Consider the following 9,031-nt stretch of genomic DNA (forward strand, 5'->3'; position numbering starts at 1 on the left):
TCTTGAAACCGTAGGGTTGGGCGAACGCTCAGCCTGAAATCCCGTGGTGGGATTCCCGCGTCTTCAGGCGCGGGAGGAGGTCAAGTCCGTAGGATGCCTACCAGCTCCCCGCTCGACTGCTGCATTTCGGATCTGCAGTCAGTACTCGATTGCCGCGGAGTACCGGTTCAACACGAGCACTGCCGCCGTACCGCCCGCGGCCGCGAGCGCGAATCTGGGGGCCGCTGCCGCCCACGTCTCACCGCTCTCGGCCAGTCGGATCGACACCTCAACGACGGGCGCCCGGAGCGCGCCGACGACCAAGCTGACGAGGAAAGCGAGGGTTGCACCACGAGCGCGAGCGAGCGCGTACTTGACGGCGTGTGCGATCGTGAATACGCCGACGACACCGCCCGCAAGGAACGCCGCGACTGTCGGCAGCGTCTCGGCGAGTGCGTCTGACCCATTCCCAAGCGCAAACGCCGTAGCCCCGTCGATCGCCCGGCTTACCGTCCCCGACATGTACTCGTACTGACCGAGGACGACGAGCAGCAGCGAGCCGGAGACACCCGGGAGGATCATCGCGCTGACCGCGACCGCGCCGGCGACGAACACGACCGGCAGCGAGCTTTCGAGCGCGGTCGAGGCGTACCCCGACGCGAGGAAGGCGAGGAAGAATCCACTGAATGCGGCCGCTTTTCGGCGGGGTGTGTTGAGCTCGACATCGCCCAGCAAGACCGCCGCGCTCGCGGCGATCAGCCCAAAGAAGAAGCCGTACGTGGCGACCGGTTGTGTCGTAAGCAGGTAGTTAACTGCGCTCAGGACGGTGATGACCGCCGTGGCGATTCCGGATCCGAGTACGACCAGAAAGGCGCCGTCGATCTCGTGAAACGCTGCGCGCGCGTCAGGGATATTGGCCGGTCGGACGCCCGCGAGCACGCGCCGAATCCGCGACGGATCGATCTCGGTGACCGCCGCGATCAGTCGCTCGTAGATGCCGACGATCAGCGCGATGGTGCCGCCGGAGACACCGGGGACAGCATCGGCACTGCCCATCGCAATGCCTTTGAGATACAACACTGCCCAGTTTCGGCGATCACTCATCTGTTGAGTCGTGCCGAACGCGATCAGACGGCGAGATACTCTGCTGGTTCATTCGGAATACATAAAATGGGGGGTCACCCGACGGTGGACCGGTGTTACGTCGCGGCGAGCGTGGGAGCGGGGGACGCGTCGACGGCACGCGCGTTGGCCACCGTCACTGCGGTTGTTGTGTTCGTGTCGTCGGTGGCCTCATCGCCACTGGGACCGTCTGTGGTGTCACTGCTACTGTCATCGCTGCCGTCTGCTCCGTCGCTGCCGTCGCTTCCATCACCAAGCGTCGTCTCTTCGAGTTCGACCGTGGCGGCCGCGTCGTCAGCGCCGACGACCTGTGCTTCGGTCACGTTCACCGTGCCCGTGAGTGCGCTCGCGGTGCCGTTCTCGATCGACAGGCCGGTCGAAAGCTGGTACGGACCAGTCGCACGAACGCTCGTGTTCGTGTACCCGTTTTCGGGGCCGAACTCGTCGTAGCCCGTCGTCGAGTACGGCACCGTCAACTCGAAATTCCCGTTGGAGTCAGCCTCGGCATACTGCGTGTAGGTGAACGTCTGGCCGGACGACTTGGCCATCTCGACGGTCGCTCTCACTTCTTGATCGGGCTCTGCACCCGAGCCTTCGATCGTCGCGCCGGGGACGCGTTCGAACGTCTTTACCCAGTCGTCCTGGAACGCTTGCAGCGCGCTCTCACCGAGAACCTCTTGGAAGTTAATCCCGAGCTGCTGGAGCACGCGCACCTGCAGCGCCGAGGGTGACTGCCCACGCGACTGGCTGGCGTGGACGAGCCGGTGGTGTTCGAGTGCTGCGACGCGTTCAGAGGGCAGGCTGCCGATCCCGCCGACCTGTGCGCTTCCGTCTTCTTCGACGAACGTGCGGGCTTCCTCCATCGTGTCGAACTGGCGCACCACTGCGGAGGTGTTTCTCGGGGCCACGCTGATATCGATCTGCTCACCGTTTGCGGCCTGAGCGGCCTGCTGGTTCCAGTCAACAACGACGGGGCGCGGTTCGACGGCGCTGCCGTGATGTTCATACAGGCGGATCATCTGACTCTCGTGATACCGCTGCGTGTTCACCTGCAACAGCGTGCGGAACCCACCCTGCTCGGTCTGCTGGTAAAGCACGCGGTTGAAATCACTCGTTGTCGCGTTACCCGAGTAGAACGTGACCGGAGCGTTGAACTTGGAGTTCGGCGAGGCCATCTGCCGGTCGACCATCACGTACCGTGTGTTCTCGCCTTCCGTGCTCTGGCTTGCGAGGACTTCACGGGACTGCTCCTCGCTTGGTGCGAGTAGATAGTCGGCCGCGTCGCCCGCGTTCTGTTGGAACGGGTTCGCGTTCGGGATGCGCTCGGCGCGCGTGGTGATCCAGTGACCGTAGTCCCACCACGACTGCACACCATACGCGCCTTCTGGGTATTCGAAGTCGCCGTCAGCCGGCCGTTCATAGGTGCCGTACAGCTCCATCGGGTTGTCCGTCCCTTCGAGTTCACCCGGCGTGGGCGTCTCGTCGTTCATCCACTGGAGGCTGCTATCCCATTGCGTGACGCTGCCGGGGCCGGTGTTTGCGCCGGCGGCCCAGACGGGGGTAGCCATTGCGACCAGCGGGACGATCAGGACGACGACGAGCACGATCGCGCCCATCGCCTGCCACCCCTCGACGTTGCGGATATCGTCGATCGACCGAAGGCTGATCGCGTTGAGTCCGACCTGCAGGAAGTACGCCGCGCCGACCGCGACGATCACTGCGAGGTAGTAGTTGAAGCGGACTTGGGTGAATGCGGCACTTCCGATGAACGCCGCCCACACGACGAAGTAGAGTTCTTCGGTGTCGTACTCGACGAGGAACGTCGCGCCGACGAGAAAGACGGCTGCGATGACGAGCCCGACCACCTGCCAGCTCACGCCGACGACGCCGCCAATGGTGTCGTACAGTTGGGGGACTGCGTAGACGGTACCAACCACGGCGAGTGCGGTCGGGATGTAGAGGGTATGGTTAGTGTCGTCAGAGCGGTAGAGCGGCCGCGCGATGATGATGAGCACGGCGGCAAGTGCGAGGAAGAACGCGAGGCCATATTGGGAGAGGACGAAGTCAGCGAAGGTGTTGTTCTGGAGTGGGGGTTGGGCCTCGCCGATGGTGCGGGCGCCGGCGGACGCGGAGAAGCCGACGGTGTTGAGGAGGTTTCCAACGAGTGTCGACCACAGCGACGGGATGGCGAGCCAGACGACGCCGGCGGACGCGAGGATAAGTCCGCCAACAGCTGGGGGGTACGTTGTTGTGTCGAGATCGCGTGACTCCCACTGGCGGGCGAGCCATGCGAGGAACACCGCGCCGAGAGCGACACCGAGCGGGAGAACGATCTGGAGAAGCGAATATTCAGTGGGATTAAACGAGAATGTGTCGAGCGGGATACTCTGCATCAGTCCCGCGATCGTCATCGCGACCGCGCCAGCGAATACGGTCGGTTCGGGACTCTTTCCGTGGGCGACGTTGCTTGTGATCTTGATTGCGAGGAATATCCCCGTGAATCCGACCATTAGGATTCCAGGCTGCCACGTCCACATGTAAAGACCAAGCGCGACACCCGCAGCGGCCGCGTATTTGATTGGCCGCGTGAGAGCGTTCCAGTCGCGATCGACGACGAGTTCCCAGACGGGCGCCTCGCGGTCAGCGACCGCGAAGGCGACGAGGAACGCAAGGACGGCGATGCTCTGGAAGAGCACCTCGGCCGCGCTGTGGTCCGGGAAGCCTACAAGGCTGTAACTGAAGAAAGTCCCTGGCAGGAGTGCGAGCACGGCCACTGCGGCAAGTGCCGCGAAGCGGTCGACGAACCGCCGCGCGATGAAGTAGGTCGGTATCGCGACGAGCGTACCTGCGATGGGTGCCATGATAAGCATGACCTCTTCGGCGCTGCCCATGACCGGGCGGGCGATCCAGATTCCGACTGCCATGATGTGGTCCCAGAGGGTCCCGAACTGGCCTGCTTGGTTTCCGATCGGAAATCCGGTCCAAACGTCGAAAGAAAGGGTATTCGGCCAGTTTTTGACAAGGTACGTTGTCTCACGGAAGTGATACCACGCGTCGTTTCCACGGAAATACACCTCGCTGTTCTGGATGAAATTTCCATACGATTGGAGGCGCGTCCACAGCATGAACGCGAAGACACCGAGGAGCACCGGGACATGGTACCATTGTTTGAGCAGATCGGAGGGAGACTGGTCTGCTCCGTCCGGCGGATCGTTCGAGTCGCTCATTATCGCAACGAACTGCAAAAACGCGCATAAGGCTTGTCATCTTCTGTTTCTACAGAGGGCTGTTGAATCACCGTGAAGGGATCCCGAAGGAGCAAAGTAAAACCGTGAAGAGCCGTAGAACATGGATGTCAAACGGAAGCTCATCAATACGCTTCCGCCGTCGGTTAAACGGGCGCTTGCGGTTCCATACGATTACTATCAGACGCGAAACGCGGATCGGCAGTTCGCACAGAAAGACCTTCCAACCAGTCAACGTGACGAATCTGCGCCAGATCACATCGTCTGTGTCGTCGTCGACGCGTTGCGCGCGGATCACATCGATTCAGACACGACGCCGTATCTCTGTGGGCTAAACGGGTCAACTGCAATCACACCGGGGACGTGGACGTTCCCGGCAGTGTCGTCGCTTCTCTCTGGCGTGTATCCGCACGAACACGGTGCGATGCGACAGACCGACGAGCTCGACGATTCTGACGGGATCCGGCTTCCACCGCGGATGGACGACAATCGTGCTACAATTACCGAGGCCCTCGCCGGTGCCGGATACGACACGTATGGTGGCTTTGGTCACGATACGCCGTTCGTAGCGCTCTCCGGACGATTCGAGACACACAACCTATACCATACGATCAACTCCGATGCCGATAATGTCCTTGATGATTACTTGGACTGGGTCGACGGGCGGGACCAAACGTTCGCGTTCCTCCATCTCGCCGATCCGCACACTCCGGTAGATTCGCCCGAAACGTACCGCCGGAAGTACGAGGTGGATGATTCAATTGACGGCTTGGACGGTTGGCGATATGAGACCGATACTGAGTGCGACATGGAGTGCCAGCAGTATCGTGACCACCGACAACGGCTGTATCGAGCGTCAGTCGATTACGTCGACGACGCTATCTCCGAATTCAGCGAGGAGTTGGAATCATTGTTCGAGGATCCGCTTCTCATGGTTACTGCCGATCACGGAGAGGCCCATTGGGAACACGTCGAATTCGATCTCGAACACTTCGATGGCTCCGGCTGTGTCGATCACGGCGGAACTCCGTACGAGGCTGTTGCGCGTGTACCGTTCGCTACGAACGCGGACTGGGATCTAGAAAGACCTCTTTCACTGATCGATATACCAATCACGTTGGCGGATATCACTGGCGTCGATTTGGAAGACTGCTCCGGTCATTCGCTCATCGGAGATGTGTCGTCGGACCGAATTATGTTGATAGAGGGGAGCCTCAGCGGTCACGAAAAGAAGGCAGTGTATCGAAATCAGTCCAAGCTCATCGCATCGAAGGGCCACAACGCTGAGTTCGGATTCTCGCTCCCCGATGAGACCGTCGTGGAACTATCAGACAAGGAGTACGAGACGATGAAATCGTCACTCCCGCCGTGGCCTTCCGAAAGCGACGCTGAAACGGAGGTCTCCGGCGTCGTCGAAGACCGGTTAGAACAACTTGGATACAAGTGATCGAGTACGGGTATGTAGATCGTGGTTGTAGCTTAAACAGTCCCTTCGGTCGATCTCTTTCCGAGTCCCGATCTGCTTCAGAACGTTTATTGACTGCGGAACGAATCCGGACCCGATGAAGGTCTCCGTTGTCGTGTGCGCGTACTCGATGGAGCGCTACGACGACGTCTGTGAAGCCGTTGAGAGCGTTTTGGCCCAGACACATGAGGACATCGAGATAATCCTCATTATCGACGGAAACGAGGCACTATTCGAACGGCTCCAGTCAGAATTCGGCAACCAGGAGGCGGTTACGCTTCGGTGTAACGAGGAGAACAAGGGCCTCTCCTATAGCCGGACGCAGGGCGTCGAGCAGGCTAACGGGTCCGTGATTGCATTTCTGGACGACGACGCGATCGCGGAGCCGAACTGGATCGAGGAGCTGGTTCGAGGATACGAGGAGACAGACGCCATCGCGGTTGGCGGACTAATGGTGCCAGAATGGGTCGCCGGACGGCCGGATTTTCTTCCTGAGGAGTTCTACTGGCTTATTGGCGCGAACTATGAGCCTAGACTTGAAGCTTGGGCTGAGGTACGGAACACACTTGGCTCAAACATGTCGTTTAGGAGAGAAGTGTTTGAGGAAGTAGGTGGCTTTGATGAACAAGTGGGCTTGAAAGGAGATAATCAGATCCAAGCTGAAGAAACAGAGCTTGCAATGAGAATGTACGATGTACTTGGTAAAGGTATGTTGTACAACCCCAATGCTGTCGTCGCACACAAAGTGTTTGACTATCGAACGGAACCGAGGTGGTTGCTTCGGCGCGCGTTCTGGCAGGGGTACTCGAAGCGAGCGATCGAAACGCTGGATGTAGAGGGACCAAACGATCCCGAGCAAGCGTTTCTCCGTCATTTACTCTTCATAGCGATACCGAGCCGGATCAGATCGTTCGTCCGAACTGCTGAAATCAAAGAAATCCAACAAATAGTGGCAATATTGCTGTTGACTGCCACAGTTGGTGCCGGATACTTGACTCGATTAATGCAGGATATCCTCCCATTCAGATAGTGTCGACACCTATAACAGGGTTATCCTGCAACTCAAAAGACATGCAGACTGCGTTGGTCACCGGCGCTGCCGGATTTATAGGATCCCACCTGGTGGACGAACTGCTTGATCGCGGATGGACTGTTCGCGGTCTCGATGATCTCTCGAGTGGTGATCCAGAAAATCTCAAAGTGGCTCGACAATCTGAGGCGTTTACTTTTGTTGAGGGTGATGTTCGGAACCGTGGCACGGTCAATAAAGCGCTGGGTGACGCCGATGCTGTCTTCCATCAAGCCGCGTTGGCATCTGTTCCGAGCAGTTTTGAGGACCCGCTGAGTGCGACGACGCGAAACTGTACTGGTACAGCAACGGTGATAGACGCTGCTGCTGATTGTGGGGTAGAAAGCGTCATCGTAGCATCCTCAGCATCGGTGTACGGTTCAGGAGGAACGCTTCCGAAGTCTGAAGATCATCCTGTTAATCCCGAGTCTCCGTATGCAGCCTCAAAGTACTATACCGAAAACGTAGCTCTGCAGATCGGCGATCGAGAGGGGATTTGCGTTTCGGCCTTACGGTATTTCAACGTATTCGGACCCCGCCAAGACCCGGATGGTGAGTACGCGGCTGTTATTCCCAAATTCATTAACCTCTTACTCCAAGACGAACAGCCAGTTATTTTCGGAGACGGTGAGCAGTCGAGAGACTTCGTATTCGTTGATGATGTTGTCACAGCCAATATTCAGGCGGCGAAGGAAAGTAATTCGGGGGTTTTCAATATTGCAAGGGGATCTACAGTGACGATCAATAAACTGGTCGCAGTAATAAATAAGACGCTGGATCGAGACATTGAACCGGTTCATGAGGATCCGCGTCCGGGGGATATCCGTCACTCGGTGGCAGATATCTCAAAAGCCAACAAATCGATTGGATTCGAGCCCGATACGTCGTTCACGGAGGGGATCGAACGAACAGTTGAGTGGTTTAGAAGCCAATGAGAGTGTTGTGGCTTCGACCCTCCAAGGGTAAAAATATCAGCGTTCGACGGGAGCGAATTGCAGAGGAGTTACGCAAGCGCGGCTACGAAATTGATATTTGTGACGCTTCAGGTTTAGATGCTCTTAGAGCAGTCAAGCAGGCAATAACCGGGAACTACGATGTGATTGCTGGTAATGTCCGGATTGGACTGTATATCGGCTACCCACTCGCCCGACTATTGCGGAAACCATTTTTAGGTGATGTTAGTGATCCAATTACGGACATTAATTACCTAGCAGATCCACTATTCCATTTTTTTGAGTGGTATGAGTGGCAAGTACTCAAACGTGCCAACGCAACAGTGTTTGTCTATGAATCCACGTATCAAGAAGCTCTTGAGCGTGGGATTGACGACGCAATGAAACTCCCAAACGCCGTGAGTTACGAGCAATTTGCAACTCCCGAAGTCGATACTGTCGATACTGCACGAAATATTCTGTCTAAGGAGGGTGTCGATTTAGAAAAACCAATTGTCATCTATATCGGGGTCTTTTCACCCAAATACTGCACCGAGGAGATGCTTGCGGCTGCCAAGTATGCTCCAGATTGGGAGTTCGTTTTTGTTGGGGAAGGTGAGCTCGAAGCGTCTGTGGAAGAGACCGCTCGTAAACTTGAGAATGTACACTACCCTGGGGCGTTTCCCTACCGGTTAATGCCAGGTTTTCTGTCGCTGGCGGACGTAGGACTTTGTTTTAAGGATGCTGAGCAACCGTTGAAATTGAAGGAGTATGGAGCTGCTGGGCTGCCAATTGTGGTTCGTCCTGGTGAGCTTTCGAAGTGGTATGACGATGATGAATTAGTGTTTGTTGAGCCTGACCCAGAAGCGATCGCTGAGCGTCTTAATGATCTACAGACTGATGAGGAGCTATATCAGATGTACAGTAAGGCTGGTCGTTTGATTGCAAGTGAGTGGAGTTGGGAAGAGATTGCGGACGGATATGACAAATTGTTCAGAAAAATTTAGAATAATTCGTAGCTTGTTAGAATAATATTATCCTCATAATAATCCACAATAAATGACTAAATTATTCACACAACTATTTCAGAGATAAGCTTGATATTTATATAATCACCGACATTTGGGAAGATATTTAATTCAGATTATGATCAATAGCATGTGGAAATCGTGTGTAACTACTTGAACAGAAACTAGGAAAAACGCTCTTGTGTAGCACA

At 56.7% G+C, this 9,031-nt stretch carries 6 protein-coding genes; 4 read left to right on the forward strand and 2 right to left on the reverse strand.

What is annotated here, in order from left to right:
* Positions 1 to 138 precede the first annotated feature (138 nt).
* Complete coding sequence (locus tag DJ69_RS06505; protein ID WP_099254869.1) at positions 139 to 1,083, reverse strand: DUF368 domain-containing protein; 945 nt, start codon at positions 1,081 to 1,083, stop codon at positions 139 to 141.
* A 95-nt stretch (positions 1,084 to 1,178) separates the two neighbouring features.
* On the reverse strand, positions 1,179 to 4,328 hold the full coding sequence (locus DJ69_RS06510; protein WP_099254870.1) for an oligosaccharyl transferase, archaeosortase A system-associated: 3,150 nt from the start codon (positions 4,326 to 4,328) through the stop codon (positions 1,179 to 1,181).
* Between the two features lie 121 nt (positions 4,329 to 4,449).
* Between DJ69_RS06510 and DJ69_RS06515 the strand changes: the two genes are divergently transcribed.
* The 4 genes from DJ69_RS06515 (at position 4,450) to DJ69_RS06530 (ending at position 8,819) form a co-directional block, all read left to right on the forward strand.
* Positions 4,450 to 5,793, forward strand: a complete 1,344-nt coding sequence (locus tag DJ69_RS06515) for a sulfatase-like hydrolase/transferase (protein ID WP_099254871.1) — start codon at positions 4,450 to 4,452, stop codon at positions 5,791 to 5,793.
* A gap of 115 nt (positions 5,794 to 5,908) precedes the next feature.
* Positions 5,909 to 6,841, forward strand: a complete 933-nt coding sequence (gene aglG, locus DJ69_RS06520; protein WP_099254872.1) for a glucosyl-dolichyl phosphate glucuronosyltransferase — start codon at positions 5,909 to 5,911, stop codon at positions 6,839 to 6,841.
* 41 nt (positions 6,842 to 6,882) lie between these two features.
* Entirely contained in the window at positions 6,883 to 7,815 is a 933-nt protein-coding gene (locus DJ69_RS06525; protein WP_099254873.1) for an NAD-dependent epimerase/dehydratase family protein, read from the forward strand.
* A 5-nt stretch (positions 7,816 to 7,820) separates the two neighbouring features.
* Complete coding sequence (locus DJ69_RS06530; RefSeq protein WP_180271737.1) at positions 7,821 to 8,819, forward strand: glycosyltransferase family 4 protein; 999 nt, start codon at positions 7,821 to 7,823, stop codon at positions 8,817 to 8,819.
* Positions 8,820 to 9,031 lie beyond the last annotated feature (212 nt).

It is taken from the genome of Halorubrum persicum (genome assembly GCF_002727125.1).
GTDB lineage: Archaea > Halobacteriota > Halobacteria > Halobacteriales > Haloferacaceae > Halorubrum > Halorubrum persicum.

Coding starts and splice junctions, on each gene's coding strand:
- DJ69_RS06505 (WP_099254869.1), bottom strand. CDS start 1,083: ATGAGTGATCGCCGAAACTGGGCAGTGTTGTATCTCAAAGGCATTGCG.
- DJ69_RS06510 (WP_099254870.1), bottom strand. CDS start 4,328: ATGAGCGACTCGAACGATCCGCCGGACGGAGCAGACCAGTCTCCCTCC.
- DJ69_RS06525 (WP_099254873.1), top strand. CDS start 6,883: ATGCAGACTGCGTTGGTCACCGGCGCTGCCGGATTTATAGGATCCCAC.
- DJ69_RS06515 (WP_099254871.1), top strand. CDS start 4,450: ATGGATGTCAAACGGAAGCTCATCAATACGCTTCCGCCGTCGGTTAAA.
- aglG (WP_099254872.1), top strand. CDS start 5,909: ATGAAGGTCTCCGTTGTCGTGTGCGCGTACTCGATGGAGCGCTACGAC.